Below are 22,246 nucleotides of genomic sequence, written 5' to 3'. Positions count from 1 at the left end.
TTATAAATATAAGATAGCAAGCGTCAGCAAGCTCATGATTAAACCGAGCCCCCACAAGAAGAAGTCAACCTTCCATTCACTCCACTTTTCCCCGTGACCCGTCAAGCCCCCTAATTCCAAATGATGATGAAATGGGGTCATACGGAAAATCCGTTTGCCTTCACCAAACTTTTTCTTGCTATACTTGAAATAGCTGACTTGGAGCATGACAGAAGAGGTCTCCACCACGTAGACTAGACCGATAAAAAGCAGGGTCCATTCTTGATGAAGGGCGATTGAAATCGTTGCAAGCATGCCTCCGAGGGCTAAACTTCCCACATCTCCCATGAAAAGTTTGGCCGGCTTACGATTATAGTAGAAAAATCCGAGTAAGGCACCAATCATGGTCACACAGACCAATAAAATATCCGAACGTCCCTCGATAAAAGCGATGACTGCATAGGCAGCAAGGCTGATGACAACCGAGATGGAAGCAAGACCATCTAGACCATCCGTTAGATTGACTGCATTGGAAAATCCAACCAGCCAAAAGAGAACAAAGGCGACATATAAAATTCCTAGATGAAGTGGATAACCTAGCACATTGAGCGTGCCTTCACCTGAACCTTGCATGTGGACCAGATAAAAAACAAGGCCACCTAGAATCTGTAGGGCTAATTTTTGCTTGGGATTCAAGCCTTCATTCACCTTGCGAAAAATCTTTAAAAAATCATCCAAAAAACCGACAAATCCGTAAAGCAATAGGATAAAAAGGATCGCAAGGACTGACCCGGTCAGCCTGTTTGAAACGACGGCAAAAAGAGGGATTGTGACAATCGTCACCAGTAAAAAGACTGTCCCCCCCATGGTTGGCGTCCCTGCCTTAAACTGGTGCTGGGTAACATCCTCATGGGTTTGTTGACCCTCGATACGCTTTGCTTGATAAAATCTGATAAATCTTGGAATCAACAGAACCGTCGCAACAAAGGCAACTAGACCTGCTAGAATGACAGAATGCATATTACTCTCCTAGGTTAATTCTTATTTTTTTCGTCTGTTCTAAATCATTGCCGATGGCTACACTTTGACCGACGGCAATCGATCCTGAGCCACTATATTCAATCTCGATTCCTGTCCACTCAGCGAATATATCCACATTTTCTTTTGTCCATCCATACAGATCAGGTACTCTTTCAAATTTATCTGTCAGTAGTAAGATTTGCTGATTGGCTACGAGATTGGACCCGACATCAACCGACACTTTCTTAATCTCTCCACCATTTCCTAAAATAATCGGCTGTACCAGTTGCTGCCGCAAGATGCTTGCTGTCACACCTGGTTGCTGCCCGATAACCTTCCCCAACTTGTACTCCGTTTCTTTTGAAACGGTCGTAAGGGTTGGAGCTGGTGTTGTTAGGTTGAGACTATCTTTCAGTTGCATAGCCTCCTTGAGGGACGGATTGAGGATATCTCTCCAATAGAGAATGCTCCAACTTTCTGGCTGTTGAACGGTCACATACATGATAAACTCTGGATCTTCAGCTGGAACCATTGCCACAACCGAGTTGATGGTATCATTTGGCCCTTCCATATAGCCAGTACCATCCTCCTTACCAATCTGAGCAGTCCCTGACTTCACTGCAATGTTATAGCCATCTACTTGAATAACAGCTCCATCCGATGCGCGTAAGGTTCCAAAGTGAGGGTCTGTTCCGACACTAATCATATATTGACGCGTGTCAGTCGCAGCCTTTTCGGATACGGGCTTTCCTACCACCTCAGGCTTAGAAAGGCGCACTGAGTCCGTATTGGAATCATAGAGAGCCGTGATAAATTTCGGTTCTAACATGACACCATTATTAGCAACTGCACCAAACCCGCGTAACATCTGGGTTTGCGTCGCTAAAAGCCCCTGTCCAAAGGAGGTCATCGCAACGGATACAACGTTATTCTCAGGCAGAATCCCTGCCTCTTCTCCTGCCATGCCAAAACGGGTTGGATAGCCAAAGCGGAATTTCTCCAGGTAGTTCAACCAGCGTTCATCTCCCATTTTCTGCTCCAAAAGGGTCATCCCTACATTACTAGAAAGGGCAAAACCTTGTGCATAAGTTAGACTCAGCGGAGCGTATATATCCCCTGCATTGACATCCCAGTCCCGAATGATGGCATCAGCAATTTGGATTTCCGAACGATTGTAATACTCATTTGGGGTAAAAGTCCCGTTATCAATCGCAGCAGCAACAGTCATCACCTTCATGGTAGACCCGGGTTCAAAATTGTCTTGATAAAGGAGGGAACGCTGTAAAATATCCTTGTTATCCACCCCTTCCTTAGTATCTGGATTATAGGTCGGTCGCTGTGTCGTTGCTAGAATCTCACCTGTCTTAGCCGAAACTAAGGTCGCATTGATATATTTTCCCTTGGTCTTATCAGCAAAAACGTCCATATTGGTTTCTAGAGAGCGCTGAAGATCCGCTGAAAGTGTCGTGTAGACATCCTGTCCATCTACTCGTGCTTCCTTGATATTTTCCGTCCCGGGAACAATTCGACCACGGCTATCTTTTTCATAGACAACTTTCCCATCTTGACCAGCCAATATGCTGTTGAGGGCATACTCCAGTCCTCGCTGACCTTCCAAGCGCTGGCTACCATCCGTCTCATCTTCTACTAGATTCGCTAGCCCAATAAAACTTGAGGCAAAATTTCCATTCGGATAGAGACGACCCGGGTTGGTATTAAAAGCGATCCCCTTGATACCAGCTGTCTCCATCTCCTGCTGAATCGCTGTCATGGTACTGTAGGAGATATTCTTTCCCAAGGTTCCGAAATAGACCTGTTTGAGCTTAGGCTGATTTAATTGCTGTAGAACATAATCTGTCTCTAGTCCTAGGTACTTATTTAAAATCTGTGCGACCTGGTTAAATTGGCTCGACTCAACATATAGAACCTCTCGCAAGGAAGATACGTATTCCTTATCGATAATCGCATAGATTGTATAGGTTGTTGAATCTTTAGCTATCGGTAAACCTGTACGGTCATAGATCGTTCCTCGCTTTGCTTGCACAAGCACCTCTGTCTGGTGAACTTTTCTTGCACCTTCTGATAGATCAACTCCAAATTTTTTATCTGTCCCGATAATAATGGCAAAATGAATCAAAAAGATGAAAAAGATGAAAACCGTCAGAAGAATAAGGCTCTGCCCCACCCTCCGACGATTTTGCGACGGAATATAACGCTTCTTTAAAACATACCGTAATAATTGTTGTTTGCGTTTTGACATTATTCTGCTACTCCAACATTATCATTTTTATAGGTCAATCCAGCCTTGTCAGCTATCTCTAATAAACGCGCATTCCGAATCAATTCATTGACAGCCTGCTCAGCGTCATCGATTTCCACTTGCTTATTATTGATTTCTTGATTGACATGGGCCATCTCTGCCTGCACTTGCAGTAGGCGGGTTTGCATAAAAACAATTCCAATAGCCAAGGTCAAACTAGACAAGACAATACTGCCGTAAAAGGCCTTCTCCACTCGAGAAAATGTCTTGATTTTTTCACTAATCACGCGCATCGTCGCATCTTTTCGTTGATCTTGTAACATATTTTCCCCTATTTATGTATCTTTTTTGCCACGCGCAATTTGGCAGAATGAGCGCGGTTGTTGCTAACCAATTCGGCTTGGCTTGGTAAAATCGGCTTGCGGTTGACCAAGGCTAGTTTAGGTTTTAGCTCATCGGTAATAAAAGGTAGCCCCTTTGGTACAGCAACTGTTGAGGCCTCTTTAAACAACCGCTTGGTCAAGCGATCCTCCAACGAATGGAAGGTAATGACCGAAATCCGACCGTCTACTGCTAACAGGTCAATGGCCTGCTGGATAGACTCATCTGCCGCTCCCAACTCGTCATTGACCTCAATGCGAATGGCTTGAAAAATCTGCTTAGCAGGATGACCTTTTTTCTTCAACTCCTTAGCAGGCTTGGCTGATTTGATTAGGTCTGCTAGCTCAGTCGTTGTCTCAATCGGCTTTTCAGCTCGTGCTTGCTCTATCTTTCGTGCGATTTGCTTAGAGAATTTATCCTCCCCATATCTGAAGAAAATCCGTACCAAATCATGGTAATTGTACCGATTGACCACCTCGTAAGCTGTCAAGGGGGCAGTCCGATCCATCCGCATATCTAGACAAGCATCTTTTTTATAAGAAAATCCTCGTTCCCGCTCATCTAGTTGAGGGCTAGACACACCCAAATCATAGCAGATGCCATCTATTTCATCCACTCCTCGCTCTTTCAAACGAGCCTTCAGATGGCGGAAATTATCCTTAATAAAAGTGACCATGCCTCTTTCAAGATAGGGAGCCAGGCGCTTTTGGGCATTCAAAATAGCCGCTTCATCCTGATCAAAGGCATAAAGATGCCCCTCCTCACTCAACTGACTCAATAAATACTCGCTATGACCTGCTCCTCCCAAGGTTGCATCCACGTAGATACCATCAGGCTTTACGGCTAGCATATCTACAGTTTCATGCAATAAAACAGTCGTATGGTTAAATTCCTTCATCATATCCTTACCATTGTACCACATTTCCTCCCAAAAAGAGACGGAAAACTATTATCAAGAGACGGGAGCATAAATGAAAAAGCCCCTTCTAAAAAGGGGAACAGGTTGTAGACAAAGTATCTCTGAGAAAATTTGTCAATGTCAATATCGAAGGATAGTATCAGTGCTCTTATCTCTTCGTGAAAGGGCGAGCGAAGCGAGCTCATAACCGCTACTTTACGCCGTAGCAAAAAACACCAGAAACATTATGTTTCTGGTGTTCGGAGATTTTGAGACTCAGGCTCAAAATCTAGGCATGAAATCCCGTAGGGAGTTGCTGCCGTCCGTGCTACCCAAGTAAAGTATCATAATAAAATAATCGTTTTGAAGAAAATAAACTTTTTCTTCAGTCTAAGCCCCTTCTAAAAAGGGGCAGACTCTTCCGGTATGATTGAACTCCAATATCATTCAAGAAAAAACTGCTTTTCAAAAAGAACTTTTCTATCATTAGGAATGATAACCCCAAATCAATACATTAACACTACTTTCCAAAACAAGTGGATACGAATAGTGCGAACATTCCATAATAAAACACTACTCATCAACAGAAACCCACAAGATATAAACAGTTTAAACTTTACAAATTCATTCATGAGAATAACCTATATGCTCCGATTGCAACGATACTTTTTCGAGTAAAGCTAGGTGTTACTTGGATAATTGGAAGCAGTCTTTTTCGGGAACGAAGCCTAAGGTAGTTGAAATGGTTGACCAAGTATCCTTTTGATTTTTAAAGAGTATAAATAGCTAAATAAGATTGAGCCTCCTAGTATTCACTAAGCGCGATAGCAAGCCTTTTTTCAATTACTTTTGACACTCTCTTATCACTCTCTTACCTTTACAAAGCCACAAAATTCCTTTACAATATTCTTATTCTTGCTAGAATGAGGATTGGAATGAAACATATTTTACGTCAACTGAAACCCTTTGATTTTATCTTAGTTGGGATAACCCTGCTCCTGTCTTTCGTGCCAGCTATCGTCACCTATGTAGGTAGCCAGAATCAACCGGAAGAACCCTATCTCATTGCTTCCATCCGTATCAACGGAGAAGTTGTCGAAGAATTTAAACTCTCAAAAAGCAGCCCTCACAAAGAAGTGACCTACTATCCCAATCCCGGTCAGTACAATATCATCGAGGTCGACGGCGAGCGGATTCGAGACAAGGAAGACAATAGCCCCGACCAAATCGCAGTAAATACAGGCTGGATTAGCAAACCCGGCGAAATTGCAGTTTGTCTCCCCCACAACCTCATCATCGAAATCCGAATTCCAGATGACCAAGAGGGAGAAGAGGAGGATGAATTGATTCTACCAATTTGATAGGTAGTCTAAAAGAGTTGGAAAATTGAAGTCTCAAAAGGTAGACAACCCCTCTAAGCGGTAGAAAAATAGCAAATTCATAGTGTGAACATCATCTTGCAGCAACTCTTAAAAATACTGATATAGTGGTATTTTTAGCCCAAGAAAAAGATTGAAGAAAATGAGCCGAGATGGATTTTTCTTCAATCTGAGAGCTTGAAACTTCAAGTTCTTTTTTTCTATATCACACAAGCTACAATCAGCACTAGAAGATATAAGACTGAAAAGAGGATAAAACTATTGACCGCTTCGATAAAGGTTTCACGTTTCACTTGTTTTTCCAAGAAACGTCTCAAACTGCGATAAGACAAGGTTGCAATACCAAAGCCCAACCAAGCCCAAAAAGGTAACAGTCCAAAGAAAGGGTAGACTAGCCACAAAAACCACGGCAAGAGAGCCAAGCAGGTATAGAGGAAAAGCCCCTTTTGTCGTCCAATATGAAAGACTAAGGTATAGCGATGATTGCGAATATCTTCATCCAAATCGCACAAGTTATTGGCCAACATAATATTTGCAATGAGACAAACCAAGGGAAGGCTCATCAGACCGATTTCAATCAGCCTCCCCCAAGCTAGCTGCAACTGAAACCATTCCCCCACAAACCGACTGACTAAAAATAGATGGGGTGCTTGAACAAAAACAGCGAGAAAGAAAATGCCAAATCCCATCGTCAAACCAGAAAAAACCTCTCCTAAAGGCATCCGTGACAAGGGAATGGGGCCAAAGGTATAGCAAATTCCTATCAAGAAGCACATCGCTCCAAGCGGTAGCAACATCACATCTGTCCGCCAGACCAATAGCAAGGAGATAACGATTGAAAAGAACAAGAGAGAAAAGACAATCTGCACCATTTGTCGAAAATCAAGCTGATGGCGACCGATGACATTCTGTTTTTCACGATAGACTTGATCCTTTGCCTTAGCATAATCCATCGTATTGTTGATGGCTGTCGTACACATATCAAAGGCCAAGACAGCTAGAAAAAATAGTAGAGTGTTCAGAGCATTGAAACTACTATAACGGTAAAGCGCCCAAACCATTCCAAGGAGCAGGGGAAAGATGCTCGCAACCTTGGTTCGTAATTCGATAAATTCTAAGAAAATCGGAAGGGAGAGCTTCCCTTTTTTATTCGTCATTGACAAGATGATACTCCTTATTGCTCAATTCAAAACGTCCCTTGAGTCCTTTGCTGAGATGAACACCACGCTCCTTATCGATAAAGACCGCCTCTACATCCTCCAGCTGGTCGATAAAGTTTCGCCCTTCATCAATGCCCAGCAGAAACAAGGTTGTAGAGAGAGCATCTCCCTGGGTAGACGTTTTGGTAAAGACTGTCACTCCTGAAATATTGTTCTCAACTGGGTAACCTGTTGCAGGATTCAGGATATGGTGATAGATGACTCCATCCACTTCCAGATAGCGCTCATAGATGCCCGAGGTTACAACTGATCCATCTGTCACATAGACCGAACCAACCACTGTCCCCCGTACTTCATCGGGATCTTGAACCCCTACTTTCCAGCCCTCCTTATGGGCAGGAGAACTTCCCATCACGACAACATTGCCACCTAGATTGATAATTGCAGTTGTGATTCCTTTGCTAGCAAACAAGGCTTTCAAGCCATCAGCGATATAGCCTTTTGAAATGGCACCAAGTTCCAAGACCATCCCCTCTTTTACCGCAACGGTCTGATTTTTCTTATCCAGCTGCACATCCTTATAATGGACGCGAGGCAGGGCCTCCTTAATCTCTTGATCGCTTGGCTTTCGGGCATCTTCTGAGCCAATTCTCCAAAGATTGTTGATGGCTCCGATAGAGATATCAAAGCGTCCCTTGCTTTTTTCCCCCATCACCAAGGCTTGTTCAATCAATTCAAAGGTCCGAGAATCAACCTTGACCGCTTCCTTTCCTGCCGCATGGTTGATTCGATAAATATCAGAACCTTCCAAATTTGTTGATAGAAGCCGCTCCATTTCCTTAACATAGGCAAGGCCTTCTTCTAGCACTTCTTCTTGATTCTCATGATAGATACTAATCTGCACAACTGTATGAAGCAGACTCTCCGTACGAGTCAAAGGTTTCTCCACCACAGGTAGACCCTCCTTGACTGCCTGCTTAGACTGACAAGCTCCCAATAAAAAAACACCAACGGATAGAAGAAGCACCAGCCATTTCCATTTCATATTCTCATCCTCCTTTACATAAGATACAAAGCCCGTGAAAAACTCAAAGCGAAAATAGAAAATCCGACGAGTGAAAAGCCCCAGTGGAGGTTTTCAGCCTATTCATTAAAGACAGTAAATCGAAGTATTTATCCTCGCTGTCTAATTTTTTAGCTCGGGCTTCTGTGGTCACTGTCTGATTTCTAGGTGACCAGTTGCAACAGTTCACCGAACTGTTGCAATCTCATCTGTAATCGGCTAAAGCCGAAACAGCTGCCTATCCTCACTTCTTAGTTTTTAAGCTCAGTGGCAAATTCCCTCACTTTTTAATTTCTAAGTTCGGACTTCTGTGGTCACTTTCTTGTTTCTGGGTGACCGTTGAAACAGTTCCCCAAACTGTTTCAATCCCCTAGGAATCCTCAGCTACAATCAGCTAAAGCCAAAACAGATGCCTATCCACTAAAGGGATTCTCATCTGTAATCGGCTAAAGCCGAAACAGCTGCCTATCTTTTTCGCACAGAGTTTAGGGCGTGTTCAATTACATAAGATGAACTGAATGACTATACCCCACTAGAAAAGAGGCTGGTATTTAGTCAGCCTCTATTTTTATGTTTCTGCTCAATTATTTATCAAGCATTACTTTTGCAGTATCACCTTTTTCAGCTGCGACAAGGAGAGCTTCTGTACTCTTCTTGAAGTCCTCTGAAGTATGGGTTGCTCCTGAAACCACTTCAACTGCTGCAACATCTTGCTTTTCAACAAGACCAGCATTTAATTTTTCAATCGCTTCTTTTGCAGAGACACCAGCTTTTTCACTCATCATTTTATTGTATTCTTCGTTTTCAGACTTCATCTTACCGTCTTTGTCCTCATAATCAAACTTAGACTCTGTAATTTTGCCGTCTTTAACAGTGATAGAATGAACAATCTTAAATCCTCGATCATCTGGTGCAGACTCTGCTGAGTATGTCCCATCCTTCAATTCAGCCATCGTCTTTGTTTCTGCTGATGAAGCTGCTGTAGTCTCAGATGTAGACATTGCTGTATCTTTCGCGTCTTCTTTAGCACCACAGGCTACCAAGGCAAAGGCAGCAGCTAAAACTGCAATACTTTTCAAAGCGACTTTTGTTGTTTTCATTACGATAAAACTCCTTTTCTCTACCTCAGCTAATCAAAACTGAAGCGTTTTCTTACTCTATAATGATATACCTTTTTGGTCAGAATGTCCAATGTTTACCACAAGATAAGGAAAATCTCTTGTTAGATTCAACGATAAGAAGCCAGCATTTTTTCTGCTAGCCAGTGCCAATCAACTGAGCGGCCTTCTGTCTCTACTAGAAGAACCTCCCTGTCTACCTTTCGCATATAGGCTCTCATCAAGGCTTCCGTACGCTCCCGCGCCTTGGTTTGCTCTATCTTCTCTATCAACTGCTCCATCAAGCCCTCGTCCTTAGTCTCTATCACTACCCTCAAATCCTGACGGATACTCTGATCCTCCTCAATAGCAAGGAGGAGGGGAGCTGTATAAATCCCATTTTGAATATCTTGTAGGGCCGGCTTCCCTGATTCCTGGGCTGTTAAATAATAATCAATCAGATCATCCCGCAACTGAAAGGCCATACCAAAAGAACGACCCGCTCGAAAGGCCGGGGAGCTTTTTTTGACAGTTCTCCCACCCTGTAGACTTCCTAGTTGGCAAGCCAAACCAAACAAGAAAGCTGTCTTTCCTTGAATTTGCTTCAGATAGCGTTTCATGGTCATCGTCGAATCAAACTGATTCATCAACTGAGCCAATTCCCCTGCTAAAATTCCCTCTATCAATCTCTCATTGAGGCATTCCATTTCGGACCTTTCAAGTCCTAATAATCGCACCCCCTTTGCCAGTAAACGTCCTGCATAGGCCATTAGATAGTCACCTGCGTAGATGGCAATGCGATTTGAAAAGTGACGATGGGCAGCAACGATTCCTCTCCGTACATCTGCCTCATCGATGACATCATCATGAAGGAGGGTCGCAAGATGTAACACCTCTACATAAGCAGCAAAATAAAGTTTTTCTAGCTTAATTTCTCCATCCACAGCTTGGGCAAACATGAGACACAGACCTGAGCGCATATACTTTCCCGGTGCCTCTATATATTCAACAATTTTTTCGCGCACGGCTGGATGTATCATCCTCATCTCTGTTAGCATAATGCGCTTGACTTGTCCCAGTCCCTTCTGTATTTCTGGATGATTCTTCCAAATTTGATGTACCACAATACTCCTACTTCATTATAGAAAAAGGGCTATTCAGCAAACTCTTTCCCCGCTCTTTGAATAGCCCCTATCATTTTATCTTCTTTCAATCATAATGGAATTAAGAACCACTATTCAGTATCATTTGTCTTTTAAAGTATAAATATGCTTGGGTTTGCCATACACCTTCCTATCAAGGAAACGACCCAACCATGGCATGATCCAGTAGTCTAGACCGAAGGCACGACCTGCACCGTTCATCAATGAGATGGCAACTGGAACGAACCAGATATTTACCCAATAGAACATTCCTGATAAACTAAACATGGCTACCAAGGCAACCGTTGCTGCGCTGACAATCCAAACAAAGGCTCCCGCAATCAAGGCAAGACCTATTCCAATTTCTGCAATGGTCATGAACTTTTGCATAAAGAGAGCAACCTCTTGATTAGGCATCATAAACTGCATGATAGAAGCAAACCAATCTGGCATACCGTCCAACACTGTCATTGGCTGCTCACCATAGGCATAGCTCAGTCCAAAGATAGCTTGGGCTGTTTCAGTCGCTGCTTGGGAAGCGCCTGATGTGGCTTCAGCTGCTGAAGCACCTGATACAGGGTCAGCCAACCACGGGAATGGAAAGACTACTTGATCCCCCAGCCATGAGGTCGTTCCGAAAAGTCCAAAGGCTTTCTTGATTCCTTCGTAGAGCCAGACGGAACCATAGAATACACGCAAGGGTGTAGACCACAGAAGGTTTCCTTTTCCAGATGTGTGACCACCAAAGATATTGCGTTTATTCTTAATATCAAAGAATTCATGGCGGATATAAGAACCCATGTAAAAGAAGCTACGGATGGTAAAGAAGTAGAGCAAGTTCACCATGTGCTTCATGAACATCGCCATAAAGCCTGACAAGTGGTATTTGCCCATCAAGAAGGCAACTCCATAACGGGAACCGATAGAGACCATAAAGCCATCGTACTTCCCTTTGTAGCTATGTTTTTCTCCACCGGTAATCGCAGCGATGATATTCTGCGCTGCTGTATGTCCTGTTTGCTCGGCTGCTTGAACAATTTGTGGCGTTGGTTTACCATCCTTGTCTGGCTCTTCATAATAGACCAAGTCACCTGCTACATAGACATTTTCCTTACCCTTGGCTTCCATGTATTCATTGGCAACCAAGCGTCCTGCACGCGCTTTTTCAATCCCGAACGCACTAGCATCGCTATTAGCCTGTACCCCTGCTGTCCAGATAGAAGTGTAGCTTGGAATTTCGCGACCAGATGAAAGGAGCAATTTGTCGGCTTCGACGGCTGCCACTCCATCACCGAGTACCAATTCAACACCTTTTTTCTCAAGGTATTTACGGGTTTTCACTTGTTCTTTCTCCGTAACCATTTGCAAGATGTTCGGCATTGCTTCGATTACTTTCAGAGAGAACTCGGCTGGATCTAATTTAAATTCATGTGCCAAGATTGGAACCCAGTCGATCAGTTCACCAATCATTTCGATACCCGTGAAACCTGCACCGATAACGGTAAAAGTAAGCAGGGCACGACGCTTTTCTTCATCGTGTTCTCGCATAGCACGATAGCAGGAATCAATGATATGGTCATGCAAACGCTCTGCTGCTTCAATCGACCAAAGAGTGAAACCATTTTCTTTTACGCCCTTGATACCAAAATCGTTGGCTTCCCCACCCATTGCAAGCAAGAGATAGTCAAAAGGAAGGGTTTGATGTTCCGCAATGACTTCTTTCTTGTCGTAGTCAATTTCAACAACCTTGTCTGTCACCAAGTCCACTTTTGGATACTTATTAAAGATGCGTTTTAAATCATACTTAATAGCATCTTTTTCCACACGACCAGCTGCTACTTCGTGCAACTCTGTCATATAGGTATGGAATGAGTTTTTATCAATCAAGGTAACGGTCACATCGTCACTTTTCTTGAACTTTTTCCCGAGTAGGCGCGCTGCAGCAATCCCTGCATACCCAGCACCTACTATTACAATATTTTTAGTCAAAACATAACCTCCAATTAGTTTGTCTGCTTTTTAACAAAGACTATTATACACCTTTTGAAGAGATTGCACAATGGGAGGATTTATTTTGGAGGGAGACAATTCTCCAAAAAAGACTTGCATATCTCTAAAAAAACAGATAGTATAATGGAGGTAGAGAGGATGGGTAGCTAGCTTTTATCCTTAAACACTTTCTACCTACTATTAGTATAGAGATACGATTATGAATTCAAAAAATCAAACACTACTGTTTATTACAATGCTAGCTGCTCAGGCAGTTGTCATTACTCTGGTTGAGCGACTGATTCCAACCCCCTTTTCCTTTGCTCCTGGAGCAAAATTAGGACTTGGAAACCTCATTAGTCTGATTGCAATTTTTACCCTTCCTGCCAAGGATAGTATCAAAGTAGTCAGCATTCGCCTCTTGGTTTCAACCTTTCTAGGAGGAACTTTCTCGACATTTTTATATGGTTTTTCAGGGGTTACTCTCAGCTACACTGGCATGCTTGCTGCCAAACAGTTGGGACCTAATCGCGTCAGTGCGATTGGGATTTCCATCTTAGGCGGCATGCTCCACAATATCGGCCAGTTGTTGGTTTTTTCTTGGATTGCTCAATCCTTACTCGTCCTCAATTATCTCCCTATTCTATCGTTTAGCGGGATTCTGTCTGGATTTTTGGTCGGTCTAGCTGCCAATTATCTGCTCCAGAAGATCGCTCCCCTCCGCCATTATAACCAAATTATTTTGGCAAACTGGAGATAAGAACCTGCCTTCACAGCTCAGCACTTTTATCATATACTCAATAAAAATCAACAGTAGGCTAGCTTTCACAATTAAGAATTGTGAAAGCTGGGATAGGAGATGAGCACCGCTCATTTCCTTACAATCAAAACCGAAGGTCGTGAAGGTAGTTGATAACTATTTCAAGATGGAACAGGCTGAAAACCTCCACTGGAGCTTTTCACTCATCAAGATACGAGGGCTTTTGACACGAGTTTCACTCGTTCTATTTCCAACCTTCAACAGTCTATTCCTAGACTGTTTGACACGAGTTTCACTCGTTTTATTTCCAACCTTCAACAGTCTATTCCTAGACTGTTGAAGCGAGCAAAGCAAAAATAGGAGTTTTGACGCAGAGGGTAGCTGAGAGTTTGCTGAGGCAAACTCCTATTTCCCGCCTTCAAAGGTATACCATACCTTTGAAGCTAGGAAAAACTATCCCAAAGGGATTCTCAGCTGTAATCAGCTAAAGCTGAAACAGCTGCCTATCTTTTTTGCACAGCTCGTAGTCAGAGTTCAATTACTAAGATACAAAGCCCGTTAAGAACTCAAAACGAAAATGGGATTGAAACAGTTTGGGAAACTGTTTCAACGGTCACCTAGAAACAAGAAAGTGACCACAGAAGCCTGAGCTAGGAAATAGGAATTCTGACGCAGAGTCCAAAGACTCTAGGAAGAATTATCTTTTTCGCACAGAGTTTAGGGCGTGTTCAGTTAAGATGTGAAGCCGTTAAAAAACCGACTGAAAAATAGGAAATCGAAGCAGGTTGTCTTGCAACCAATGAGATTTATCTTTTTTCCGAGGTTTTAGGCTGAACTCAGTTACAATTCCCCGAGACTCTTGACCAAGTATCCTTTTGATTTTTAAAGAGTATAAAAATTCTTTTCCTGCCGACTGGGTAGGTTTTTCTGTTATTTTTAGCAATTTGTGCTACAATATCCTCATACTAAAAGAAAATAATGTCCTAATGACGAGAGGAAAACATGCCTAGCCTAAAACGAAAACTAAAACCGAGCCAACGGATTGTCCTGAGCTTTGCAGGAGTTATCCTAATTGGCTCGCTCCTATTATCTCTCCCTATTTTTCAGCTAGCCAGCTCAGAGGCCAGATACTGGGACCATCTTTTTACCGCCATTTCTATGGTCTGCGTGACAGGACTCTTTACCGTCCCTGTCTCAGAGACCTACAATGCACTCGGTCAGATCGTCTGCATGTTGCTGATTCAAATTGGAGGTCTGAGTCTCATTAGTTTTATCGGACTCTTTGCCCTGAGAGGAGGACGAAAGCTAAGTTTTATCAATATGGCCACTCTGCAAGAAAGTTTTAGTCTGGCAGAAACCAAACATTTTCGCAATTTTATCAAATCTGTCTTTGGCTTTACCTTTGCCATCGAGGCGCTAGGAGCAGTCTGTCTTTCCTTCCACTTCGTCCCTGAATTTGGCTGGCAGAAAGGGATTTTTTCTTCCATTTTCCTAGCTATTTCTGCCTTCTGTAATGCGGGGTTTGATAATTTTGGATCCACTAGCTTGGTCAACTATGCCACCAATCCCTTGGTCAATCTGACGATTGCCGCACTGATTATTATGGGAGGCCTTGGATTTTCTGTCTGGTTTGACATGCAGACTAAAATTCAAAAACGCCTGAGTTTTCGTAGGCTCAGCTTCCATACCAAGGTGGTCCTCACCTTAACCAGTCTAATCCTCTTAATCGGAACGACTCTGACCCTTCTAACCGAATATAAAAATCCCGCAACGATTGGATCCCTGAATTTTCCACAAAAAATTCTCACTAGTTTTTTCCAGACGGTCACCATGCGAACAGCTGGTTTTGCCTCCATTGACTACACCAAGGCCAATCCTGTCACCCTCTTACTTTACACCTTTCAAATGATGCTTGGAGGTGCACCTGGGGGAACCGCTGGTGGAATCAAAATCACAGCCTTTCTTACCCTCATTCTCTATGCTAGAAGTGAGATTATCGGCCTTCCCCATACCAATTTCAAGGCGCGGACGATCGATGCTATCACTATCCGAAAAGCCTTTGCAACCTTTATCGTCTTTATCATGGTCTTTCTCATCGGCCTTCTGGCTATTAGCATGACAGACCCCCAAAAGCCCACGATTTTTCTCATTTTCGAGGTCATGTCAGCCTTAGCCACTGTTGGAGTAACAGCGAATCTCACGCCCGAACTCTCTCAATTAGGGCAGGGCATCATCATGGCACTCATGTTCTTCGGGCGGATTGGTCCCATGTCCATTTTGATTAGCCTCTCTGCCCGGAGACTGTCCAAGGAAGAGACGATACAGTATGCAAAATCCTCTATGATTGTGTAACTGAACACGGGCTAAAAGCTCGAAAAAAAGATAGGCAGCTGTTTCGGCTTTAGCCGATTACAGATGAGAATCCCTTTGGGGATAGGCAGCTGTTTCGGCTTTAGCCGATTACAGATGAGAATCCCTTTGGGGGATAGGCAGCTGTTTCAGCTTTAGCTGATTACAGATGAGATTGCAACAGTTCGGGGAACTGTTGCAACTGGTCACCTAGAAATCAGAAAGTGACCACAGCAAAACAGTGAACTGTTTCAATCCTATTTTTGCTTTGCTCACTTCAACAATCTGGGACTAGACTGTTGAAGGTTGGAAATAGCACGAGTGAAACTCGTGTCAAACGCCCTTTGTATCTTGTGTAATTGAGTTCGGACTAAGGTCTGTGCGAAAAAGATAATTCTTCCTAGCTTCAAAGGTATAGCATACCTTTGAAGGCGGGAAATAGAAGTTTGCCTTAGCAAACGTCCTTTACTTCTTCGTCGTATTTCCTATTTTGTCTAGGAGTTGCTTCAACAGTCTAGGGATAGACTGTTGAAGGTTGGAAATAGCACGAGTGAGACTCGTGTCAAACGCCCTTTGTATCTTGTGGAATTGAGTTCGGACTAAGGTCTGTGCGAAAAAGATAATTCTTCCTAGAGTCTTTGGACTCTGCGTCAGAATTCCTATTTTCACTTAGACCTTTTAACGTCCTCACATCTTAACTGAACTCGCCCTAAACTCTGCGTAAAAAAGAGAAGCCTTTGCTAGACGAAACGTCTTCGCAAAGTTTCCTATTTTTACCTTGAGTTTTACGGGCTTTGTATCTTGGTTTAACTGAACACGGGCTACGAGCTGTGCAAAAAAGATAGGCAGCTGTTTCGGCTTTAGCCGATTACAGCTGAGAATCCCTTTGGGATAGTTTTTCCTAGCTTCAAAGGTATGGTATACCTTTGAAGGCGGGAAATAGGAGTTTGCCGGAGCAAACTCTCAGCTACCCTCTGCGTCAAAACTCCTATTTTTGCTTTGCTCGCTTCAACAGTCTAGGAATAGACTGTTGAAGGTTGGAAATAAAACGAGTATTACTCGTATCAAACGCCCTTTGTATCTTAATGTAAAGGAGACTATGATGAAACCTCAAACTATTGGAATTTTAGGTCTCGGTGTCTTTGGGACAACGATTGCCAAAACCTTACACCGTTATGATTGTACTATCATCGCCGTCGATAACCATGTCGAGCGAATCAATCAGTTAGAAACTGTTCTAACCAAAGGAATTGTGGGGGATATTACAGACAAGGACTTGCTGCGGGCTGCAGGAATCGACCGCTGTGATACAGTAGTCGTTGCAACAGGACGTAACTTAGAGTCTAGCGTTCTTGCTGTACTCCATTGTAAAGCCCTCAATGTACCTAAGGTTGTCGCCAAGGTAAAGAGTAATACGGCTAAAGAAGTGCTGTTAAAAATCGGAGCAGACCGTGTCATTTCTCCAGAAAGAGAAACGGGAGTCTCCCTTGCCAAGCATCTCCTTCACCTTGACACGACCGACTTAATTGAACTAGACGGGGATGTCACCATCATTGAATTTCATGCGCCACAAAAATGGATTGGAAAGAGCCTTGCTCAGTTGCAACTACGTCAGCACTATAACCTTAACATCATTGGTTATCGCAATGCCAAGACTCATAAACTGAATGTCCAATTTTCACCCGACTATATCTTCAACGAGCAAGAGCTAATCATGGCTGTAACCGACAACTACACTGTCGATCATTTTGAAGAGTGTACTAACTAAACTCTAGCCTTTTGCTACTACCCCATGATGCGTTCTTCTCCCTTATCTTCAAGGAGTTTTTATGCAGGATCTAACCCAAGGAAAGCCGATCCGAGTGATTTTGCGCTTTACCGTCCCCCTTTTAATTGGCAGTTTTTTTCAATTAGCTTACAATTTTGCAGATAGTATTATCGTAGGGCAGACGCTGGGTAAGATGGCTTTTGCCAGTGTCGGAGCAACTGGAAGTATCGTCTTTCTCATCCTCGGCTTTGCACAAGGTTTGACCAGTGGTCTAACCATTGTCACTGCCCAACGTTTTGGAGCCAACGATATGGATGGAGTCAAAAAAAGTTTTGTCCACGGTCTCTTTTATTCCTTTTGTATCAGTCTAGCCCTCACCATTTTGGCACTTTCTTTCCTAAGACCACTACTCATTTTGATGCAGACTCCTGAGGAATTATTGCCACATTCACAACAGTTTTTAACAGCCATTTTCGGTGGAACGATTTTTTCTGTCCTCTTTAACTATCTGTCCAGCCTTATCCGTAGTCTCGGTGACTCAACTACCCCACTGATTGCCCTTATTATTGCCTGCTTCATCAATGTCCTACTCGACTTTCTCTTTATTTTAAATGCCGGTTTAGGTGTATTTGGAGCAGGGCTTGCAACGATTACAGCCCAGGCCTTCTCCGTCCTTTATCTAGTCATTTATATTTATAAAAAAGTCCCTTACTTCCATATCACATGGGCAGAGCTGCGACTCGATAAGCTCAACCTGATCAAACATGCACAACTAGGCTTTCCCATGGCCTTTCAGGCAAGCATTATCGCCATTGGAGCCATCACCCTACAAGTCATGCTCAACCAACTAGGTACCGATGCGATTGCTGCTCAAGCGATTGCCAGTAAGACTGACCAACTTGCCATGCTCCCCATGATTAACCTAGGATTAGCCATATCAACCTTCACTGCCCAAAACTACGGAGCAAAACACTATCAGCGAATCTTAGAGGGGCTGCGAAAATCCGTCCTCATCAGCCTTGCTTGGGCCCTTATCTTTGCCATCGTTCTCGTCACAGCCAATCGCTTCTTCTCCCGCCTCTTTCTCGCAGACGGTAGTACAGAAGTCTATCGCCTAGCCTTGGCCTACTACATCATCAATGGTACCTGTTACTGGATTTTATCCATCCTCTTTGTCCTTCGGAGCTTTATCCAAGGACTAGGAAAAGGATTTGTACCAACCCTTGCAGGAATCATGGAATTAGTCATGCGAGCGGGCGTCGCTATTATCGGTATGACCTACTGGGGATTCTACGGTGTTGCTGCTGCCAATCCCGCTGCCTGGATCGGTAGTGTCATGGTCTTGATTCCTAGTAGTCTTATTCTAACGAAAAAATTAAGACAGGAAAACCTAGAGTAAAAACAACCACTAGCTACCTATGCTAGTGGTTGTTTTTTAGTCCAGTACTCTTTAAAAATCAAAAGGATAATCTACTGGTGATTTTTATCGAGTATAAACTCCTCTGGGCTAGGAAGTTGGATCATCCATACTGCGGCCATGTAATCCCTTTTTTCGCTGCACCTGTTTTAGTTTTTCTGGTGTTATATCGTTTCCTTCCTCATCAATGATTTTAATTCCTTCGACATGGGCCCGAACGCTGCGACGGTAGCCTTCGATATACTCTTCACGAAGAGCTGCTTGCTCCCTTAATTCCTCTTCTGTCAAGCCCTCTTCTTTTTTCTTTCTGGCCAATTCATTGATGCGGTCAATTTTTTTTTGTTCCATCTTCTCTCCTACTTGGTGTTGATTTGGTTAAACTGGGCGATCTCCTGTGCCTTATTGGTCAAGGCAGCCAACAAAGCTAGACGGTTATTCTTTACAGCTATATCCTCAACCATAACCATGGTATGATCAAAGAAGGCGTCAATAACTGGCTGAAGGGCAAAGAGTTGGTCGATAATAGCCCTCAAATCCGTAACAGCTACTATCTGCTCAATTCTTTCAGCCAAATCTTTTTCCTGTGCATTCTCAAATAAAGCACTATCAACGTCAACACCTTCCTCTGCTTTCTCAGCTAAGTTAAAGACACGAGCCAGACTTTCAACTGCTGGTTTGAAGTCAGGAGTCTTAGCCTTTTCAGCCAGGATATGAGCCACCTCTAGCATGTCGCTCACTACAAAATGACTACTATTTAAAACAGCGTTCACGATGTCTTTAGGTATATCTTTATCCATCATTTTCTCCACTCGAGCGCGGAAAAAATCAAGGACTTCTAGCTGATGGGCATACACAAGACTATCGTGTTCTAGAGCATAGAGTCTTTCAATCAATTCATCGATGGCAATATTCCAGCCAAAAGCCTCCAAAATCCGCACGACACCTTGAGTCGCTCGACGAAGGGCATACGGGTCATTTGACCCACTTGGAATCAAGCCGACAGAAAAGAATGACAAGATAGTATCTAACTTATCCGCAAGGGCAAGGACTGCACCCACTTTCGTTTGTGGCAGGTCACCTTCTGCACTGTTGGGCAAGTAATGTTCGCGAATTGCCACGGCGACAGCCGGTGTCTCACCTGCAAGCAAGGCATATTTTTCTCCCATAATCCCTTGCAGTTCGTCAAACTCACCGACCATCCCCGTCAAGAGGTCAAATTTATAAATTGCTGCTGCTCGGGCAAGCGCTGTTTTCTCCTCTTCAGAAAGCCCCGCTTGGTCAGCTAAACAACTGCTAATGGTAGCTGTCCGTACCATATGCTCATAAAGTGAACCAATTTTCTCATGGAAAGTAACGGCTTTCAAGCGCTCTACTAGGTCTGCAATCTGTAATTTTTGATCTTCACGCCAGAAAAATTCTCCATCTTCCAAACGCGCCACCAATACTTTTTCATTTCCCTTGATAACATTGTCAATGTATTGGTCATTACCATTGCGGACGGAGATGAAGTTAGGAAGAAGCCTACCTGCCTTATCACGCACCACAAAGTAACGCTGGTGATTTTTCATCGAAGTGACCAAAACTTCCTCTGGCACTTCCAAATATTTAGCATCAAATGAACCCATGAAAGCAGTTGGATACTCGACCAAGTTGAGAACTTCGGTCAACAGATTTTGGTCAATCTCCACCGTCACATTGTGCTTGTCCTCGATGGTCTTGATTTGCTTGACAATCATATTTTGACGTTCTGCGGGATCAGTGATCACAAACTGCGCTCGCAAGTCTGCCTCATAGCTATCAGCACTTACAATCTCGGTTTCTTTTCCAAGGAAACGATGACCACGGCTGATGCGACCTGAAGAAATATCCAAAAAGTCCATCTCAAGTGCTTCATCTCCTAGGAGAACCGTCAAGGTGTGGACAGGACGGATGTAGGAAAATGTATTGGAAGCCCAGTTCATGCTGACTGGGAAGGTCATCGATTTCAAGACCTCTGGAATGCCTGCCAAGACTTCCTTAGCTGGCTTTCCTTGTTCGTGCTTGGTGACATAGACATACTCTTCCCCCTTAATTTCACGGAATTCGATGTCAGCTGTAGTCAAACCTTTACCACGAACGAAGCCCTCTGCTGCCTTAGTGAAATTGCCATCAGCATCCAAGGCAATCTTCTTAGCAGGTCCCTTAAAGTCTTCTGTCAAATCGGTCTGCTCTTCTGCCAAACCACACACCCGAACAGCCAAACGGCGAGGCGTTGAAAAGACATCAATGCTTTCAAAAGCCAAACGATTGTCTGTCAAAAAGTTCGCCATACGGTCACGCAACTGATTCATGGCAGGAGTTACAATATAGGCTGGGATTTCCTCTAAGCCAAGTTCTACCAGTAAATTTTTCGTCATCTTATTCTGCCTCCTCTGCTAATAATTGCGCTCGTCTTGCTTCGTCTAAGAGTGGGAAACCAAGTTTCTTGCGCTCTGCTACAAAGGTCTTGGCAACGACACGGGCAAGGTTACGGATACGGGCAATATAGCCTGCACGTTCTGTTACAGATACTGCTCCACGAGCATCTAGCAAGTTAAACGTATGAGAGCATTTCAAAACATAATCAAAGGCTGGATGGACCAACCCCTCCGCAAGAGCACGTTCTGCCTCCCTCTCAAACTTGGTAAAGTTTTCAAGAAGCATGTCTTGGTCTGATACTTCAAAGGAATATTTTGAATGTTCATATTCTGGTTGGAGGAAGATTTCTCCATATTTCACACCAGTTGCCCACTCAATATCATAAACCGAGTCCACCTCTTGGATATAAGAGGCCAATCGCTCTAAACCATAGGTCACCTCAGCGGTAACAGGGCCTGTTTCGAGACCTCCGACTTGTTGAAAATAAGTAAATTGAGTAATTTCCATTCCGTCAAGCCAAACTTCCCAGCCCAGCCCAGCAGATCCAGTAGAAGGATTTTCCCAATTATCTTCTACAAAACGAATATCATGCTCTAATGGATTGATTCCTAGGCGCTCGAGCGATTCCAAGTACAATTCTTGGATATTGCTTGGGCTTGGTTTCATGACTACTTGAAACTGATGGTGTTGATAAAGGCGGTTTGGATTTTCCCCATACCGACCATCTGCTGGTCGACGGCTTGGCTCTACATAGGCCGCATTCCAAGGCTCAGGACCAATGGCGCGCAAAAACGTATACGGACTCATGGTTCCTGCTCCTTTTTCTGTATCGTAAGCCTGCATCAACATGCATCCCTGCTCGTTCCAAAATTGCTGTAAAGTCAAGATAATCTCTTGAAATGTAAGTTTCTTTGACATACTTCCCTCTTTCTACAAATGTTTTTTCAACATTCCTAGCCACTATTACTAGGAACAGCGAATCCGTACAGCGTCTAGCTCAGCCACCATAGCGATGAGTGTGTGACCTTTCAACTGAAAAAAGGCACGAACACTGACGCTGTATAGTCAATCAGTTTTAAATCAGTAATTATGGTATACTAAAGTTATGGCATATGATTTAGATTTTAGAAAACGAGTGATTTCGTTTGTTCAAGACGAAGGTCATACTCGTAAAGAAGCTTGTCAGC

General features: G+C 43.5%; 17 protein-coding genes. 5 read left to right on the top strand and 12 right to left on the bottom strand.

What is annotated here, in order from left to right:
- From mraY to rsmH, 4 genes are read right to left on the bottom strand one after another with little or no spacing between them, the layout of a single operon-like run.
- Positions 1–999 carry a phospho-N-acetylmuramoyl-pentapeptide-transferase gene (gene mraY / locus BVE84_RS09080; protein ID WP_076996706.1) on the bottom strand — a complete coding sequence of 333 codons (999 nt, stop codon included), beginning with the start codon at positions 997–999 and terminating at the stop codon, positions 1–3.
- A gap of 1 nt (position 1,000) precedes the next feature.
- The gene (pbp2x, locus tag BVE84_RS09075; protein ID WP_076996705.1) at positions 1,001–3,259 is read right to left on the bottom strand and encodes a penicillin-binding protein PBP2X; all 2,259 of its coding nucleotides are present in this window, start codon (positions 3,257–3,259) and stop codon (positions 1,001–1,003) included.
- Entirely contained in the window at positions 3,259–3,582 is a 324-nt protein-coding gene (gene ftsL, locus BVE84_RS09070; protein ID WP_076996704.1) for a cell division protein FtsL, read from the bottom strand. The genes pbp2x and ftsL overlap by 1 nt, the downstream gene beginning before the upstream one ends.
- A gap of 8 nt (positions 3,583–3,590) precedes the next feature.
- The gene (rsmH, locus tag BVE84_RS09065; RefSeq protein ID WP_076996720.1) at positions 3,591–4,541 is read right to left on the bottom strand and encodes a 16S rRNA (cytosine(1402)-N(4))-methyltransferase RsmH; all 951 of its coding nucleotides are present in this window, start codon (positions 4,539–4,541) and stop codon (positions 3,591–3,593) included.
- 926 nt (positions 4,542–5,467) lie between these two features.
- Here rsmH and BVE84_RS09060 point away from each other — a divergent pair.
- Complete coding sequence (locus BVE84_RS09060; protein WP_244157401.1) at positions 5,468–5,899, top strand: NusG domain II-containing protein; 432 nt, start codon at positions 5,468–5,470, stop codon at positions 5,897–5,899.
- Positions 5,900–6,117: 218 nt separating this feature from the next.
- Here the strand turns inward: BVE84_RS09060 and BVE84_RS09055 are convergent, their stop codons facing one another.
- The 5 genes from BVE84_RS09055 to BVE84_RS09035 all read right to left on the bottom strand — a co-directional run bounded on the left by BVE84_RS09055 (position 6,118) and on the right by BVE84_RS09035 (position 12,368).
- Positions 6,118–7,074, bottom strand: coding sequence for a 1,4-dihydroxy-2-naphthoate polyprenyltransferase (locus BVE84_RS09055; RefSeq protein WP_076996702.1), 957 nt, complete (start codon positions 7,072–7,074; stop codon positions 6,118–6,120).
- Positions 7,064–8,122: an FAD:protein FMN transferase gene (locus tag BVE84_RS09050; protein ID WP_076996701.1), complete on the bottom strand. Its 1,059-nt coding sequence runs from the start codon at positions 8,120–8,122 to the stop codon at positions 7,064–7,066. The genes BVE84_RS09055 and BVE84_RS09050 overlap by 11 nt, the downstream gene beginning before the upstream one ends.
- A gap of 602 nt (positions 8,123–8,724) precedes the next feature.
- Entirely contained in the window at positions 8,725–9,240 is a 516-nt protein-coding gene (locus BVE84_RS09045; protein WP_076996700.1) for an FMN-binding protein, read from the bottom strand.
- 128 nt (positions 9,241–9,368) lie between these two features.
- The gene (locus BVE84_RS09040; protein ID WP_076996699.1) at positions 9,369–10,361 is read right to left on the bottom strand and encodes a polyprenyl synthetase family protein; all 993 of its coding nucleotides are present in this window, start codon (positions 10,359–10,361) and stop codon (positions 9,369–9,371) included.
- A gap of 120 nt (positions 10,362–10,481) precedes the next feature.
- A complete protein-coding gene (locus BVE84_RS09035) occupies positions 10,482–12,368 on the bottom strand; it encodes an NAD(P)/FAD-dependent oxidoreductase (RefSeq protein ID WP_076996698.1) in 1,887 nt (628 codons plus the stop codon).
- 220 nt (positions 12,369–12,588) lie between these two features.
- Between BVE84_RS09035 and BVE84_RS09030 the strand changes: the two genes are divergently transcribed.
- The 4 genes from BVE84_RS09030 to BVE84_RS09015 all read left to right on the top strand — a co-directional run bounded on the left by BVE84_RS09030 (position 12,589) and on the right by BVE84_RS09015 (position 18,644).
- Entirely contained in the window at positions 12,589–13,128 is a 540-nt protein-coding gene (locus tag BVE84_RS09030; RefSeq protein ID WP_076996697.1) for a Gx transporter family protein, read from the top strand.
- A gap of 1,002 nt (positions 13,129–14,130) precedes the next feature.
- Positions 14,131–15,480, top strand: coding sequence for a TrkH family potassium uptake protein (locus BVE84_RS09025; protein ID WP_076996696.1), 1,350 nt, complete (start codon positions 14,131–14,133; stop codon positions 15,478–15,480).
- 1,099 nt (positions 15,481–16,579) lie between these two features.
- Positions 16,580–17,245: a potassium channel family protein gene (locus BVE84_RS09020; RefSeq protein WP_076996695.1), complete on the top strand. Its 666-nt coding sequence runs from the start codon at positions 16,580–16,582 to the stop codon at positions 17,243–17,245.
- A 61-nt stretch (positions 17,246–17,306) separates the two neighbouring features.
- A complete protein-coding gene (locus tag BVE84_RS09015; RefSeq protein WP_076996694.1) occupies positions 17,307–18,644 on the top strand; it encodes an MATE family efflux transporter in 1,338 nt (445 codons plus the stop codon).
- Positions 18,645–18,752: 108 nt separating this feature from the next.
- Here BVE84_RS09015 and BVE84_RS09010 read toward each other — a convergent pair whose 3' ends face one another.
- From BVE84_RS09010 to glyQ, 3 genes are read right to left on the bottom strand one after another with little or no spacing between them, the layout of a single operon-like run.
- Positions 18,753–19,010, bottom strand: coding sequence for a DUF896 family protein (locus BVE84_RS09010; RefSeq protein ID WP_076996693.1), 258 nt, complete (start codon positions 19,008–19,010; stop codon positions 18,753–18,755).
- 8 nt (positions 19,011–19,018) lie between these two features.
- Positions 19,019–21,058, bottom strand: a complete 2,040-nt coding sequence (gene glyS, locus BVE84_RS09005) for a glycine--tRNA ligase subunit beta (RefSeq protein WP_076996692.1) — start codon at positions 21,056–21,058, stop codon at positions 19,019–19,021.
- 1 nt (position 21,059) lies between these two features.
- Entirely contained in the window at positions 21,060–21,977 is a 918-nt protein-coding gene (glyQ, locus tag BVE84_RS09000; RefSeq protein ID WP_076996691.1) for a glycine--tRNA ligase subunit alpha, read from the bottom strand.
- Between the last annotated feature and the right edge of the window lie 269 nt (positions 21,978–22,246).

This window comes from Streptococcus azizii, from assembly GCF_001984715.1.
Taxonomy (GTDB): Bacteria; Bacillota; Bacilli; order Lactobacillales; family Streptococcaceae; genus Streptococcus; species Streptococcus azizii.
This window is presented reverse-complemented; position numbering and strand designations above follow the sequence as displayed.

What these genes read in the sequence shown, in the direction of transcription:
- BVE84_RS09055 (WP_076996702.1), bottom strand. Translation starts at nt 7,074, where the DNA reads ATGACGAATAAAAAAGGGAAGCTCTCCCTTCCGATTTTCTTAGAATTT.
- BVE84_RS09030 (WP_076996697.1), top strand. Translation starts at nt 12,589, where the DNA reads ATGAATTCAAAAAATCAAACACTACTGTTTATTACAATGCTAGCTGCT.
- rsmH (WP_076996720.1), bottom strand. Translation starts at nt 4,541, where the DNA reads ATGATGAAGGAATTTAACCATACGACTGTTTTATTGCATGAAACTGTA.
- ftsL (WP_076996704.1), bottom strand. Translation starts at nt 3,582, where the DNA reads ATGTTACAAGATCAACGAAAAGATGCGACGATGCGCGTGATTAGTGAA.
- glyQ (WP_076996691.1), bottom strand. Translation starts at nt 21,977, where the DNA reads ATGTCAAAGAAACTTACATTTCAAGAGATTATCTTGACTTTACAGCAA.
- pbp2x (WP_076996705.1), bottom strand. Translation starts at nt 3,259, where the DNA reads ATGTCAAAACGCAAACAACAATTATTACGGTATGTTTTAAAGAAGCGT.
- BVE84_RS09020 (WP_076996695.1), top strand. Translation starts at nt 16,580, where the DNA reads ATGAAACCTCAAACTATTGGAATTTTAGGTCTCGGTGTCTTTGGGACA.
- BVE84_RS09015 (WP_076996694.1), top strand. Translation starts at nt 17,307, where the DNA reads ATGCAGGATCTAACCCAAGGAAAGCCGATCCGAGTGATTTTGCGCTTT.
- BVE84_RS09045 (WP_076996700.1), bottom strand. Translation starts at nt 9,240, where the DNA reads ATGAAAACAACAAAAGTCGCTTTGAAAAGTATTGCAGTTTTAGCTGCT.
- glyS (WP_076996692.1), bottom strand. Translation starts at nt 21,058, where the DNA reads ATGACGAAAAATTTACTGGTAGAACTTGGCTTAGAGGAAATCCCAGCC.
- mraY (WP_076996706.1), bottom strand. Translation starts at nt 999, where the DNA reads ATGCATTCTGTCATTCTAGCAGGTCTAGTTGCCTTTGTTGCGACGGTT.
- BVE84_RS09010 (WP_076996693.1), bottom strand. Translation starts at nt 19,010, where the DNA reads ATGGAACAAAAAAAAATTGACCGCATCAATGAATTGGCCAGAAAGAAA.
- BVE84_RS09050 (WP_076996701.1), bottom strand. Translation starts at nt 8,122, where the DNA reads ATGAAATGGAAATGGCTGGTGCTTCTTCTATCCGTTGGTGTTTTTTTA.
- BVE84_RS09025 (WP_076996696.1), top strand. Translation starts at nt 14,131, where the DNA reads ATGCCTAGCCTAAAACGAAAACTAAAACCGAGCCAACGGATTGTCCTG.